We start from the raw sequence: 1,202 nt of genomic DNA, 5'->3' as shown, positions 1-1,202 counted from the left end.
CTTCAGCTTACCATTCGTGGTTATTTGCAACAGTGCCGTAATTCCACCCAGGAAGAATGCCAAGCCCTGGAAAGATTCTAAAATCAGTTCAATAGAACGAAATGAGTTACTTCAAACGGTTAAGCATTTAGGCAGAACCCTATGGAAAAAATGGTCGGGCTATCACCGTCGCAGTTTGGTGGAAACCAAGATGCATTGCATCAAATTATTAGGAGATAAGCTGACGGCAAGACATTTTCAAAGTCAGGTCAATGAAGTTCATGCGCGTGTGGCAGTTCTGAATAGATTTACGGAATTAGGTAGACCTCACACCCAAGTTGTCACTTAAATTTGAATGGATTGGGGAAAACTCAGCTTTTGAATGTTTATGCAACAAAGCCGGTTTTAGTTATAAACTTATTCATTCAGGAATTATATTGCTGAATGAATAAGTCTAATTGATTTATTTATGCAACCCAACTATTCATTTGATTCATTTGATTCATTATTTTTAACTTGTTTTTGTTTAGAATTTTCAACTTTAGAAGCTTTTAAATTCTTTTCAAGAAATAACAAGCCGCCATCTGCATAACTAAAACTTGCGATACTAAAGAATGCACTAATTAACAGTAATTTAGTACAAAATTTATTTTTGAATAGCATGTTTATTTACTCTCATTTAATACTTGTTAGATATTCTAACTTTAAAGAATTAACACCCAGAGGACTCATAAATTACATTCTTGTAATTTTAAAATGTCTCAGGATGGTGTTTAAAGTGCGTGTGATAAATAGAAGTGTAATACAGGAAAATGGTAAGGTTTATCAGCCTAGTCATCTGTCCATTATGTAGAAAGAGCAGCACTTTAATGTTTATGCTGTTCCAATGTATTACATTCCTTACTTTCTATTTGTAACGTAATTTCAGTAATATTATGATTATGTTTTAGAACTTCTAAGGCCTTTTGATAGAGTTGATCTGTATTGCTATTCGGAGCAACCAAATGAGCAGTTAAATGAATATTTTTTGAGGATATAGCCCAGACTTTCAACTGATGAATCCCTTCAACGCCCTCTAGCTTCAATAAATCATTTCTTAACGACTCAATATCAATCTCATCAGGAACTCCTTCAAGCAGAATATTAATACTTTGTTTTAATAAAATCCAAGTTCGAGGTAAGACCCAGAAGCCAATTAACACAGCGATTACGGTATCAACCCA

3 protein-coding genes are annotated in these 1,202 nt (G+C 33.9%); 1 reads left to right on the top strand and 2 read right to left on the bottom strand.

What is annotated here, in order from left to right:
• On the top strand, positions 1–328 hold a 328-nt coding region (locus tag F947_RS00590), incomplete at its 5' end, for an IS5/IS1182 family transposase (protein ID WP_035311562.1).
• A 131-nt stretch (positions 329–459) separates the two neighbouring features.
• Here F947_RS00590 and F947_RS00585 read toward each other — a convergent pair.
• A complete protein-coding gene (locus tag F947_RS00585; RefSeq protein WP_004281850.1) occupies positions 460–642 on the bottom strand; it encodes a hypothetical protein in 183 nt (60 codons plus the stop codon).
• A 203-nt stretch (positions 643–845) separates the two neighbouring features.
• The coding region (locus F947_RS00580; protein ID WP_004970024.1) for a cation diffusion facilitator family transporter at positions 846–1,202 on the bottom strand (357 nt) is incomplete at its 5' end.

It is taken from the genome of Acinetobacter towneri DSM 14962 = CIP 107472 (assembly GCF_000368785.1).
Classification (GTDB): domain Bacteria; phylum Pseudomonadota; class Gammaproteobacteria; order Pseudomonadales; family Moraxellaceae; genus Acinetobacter; species Acinetobacter towneri.
This window is presented reverse-complemented; position numbering and strand designations above follow the sequence as displayed.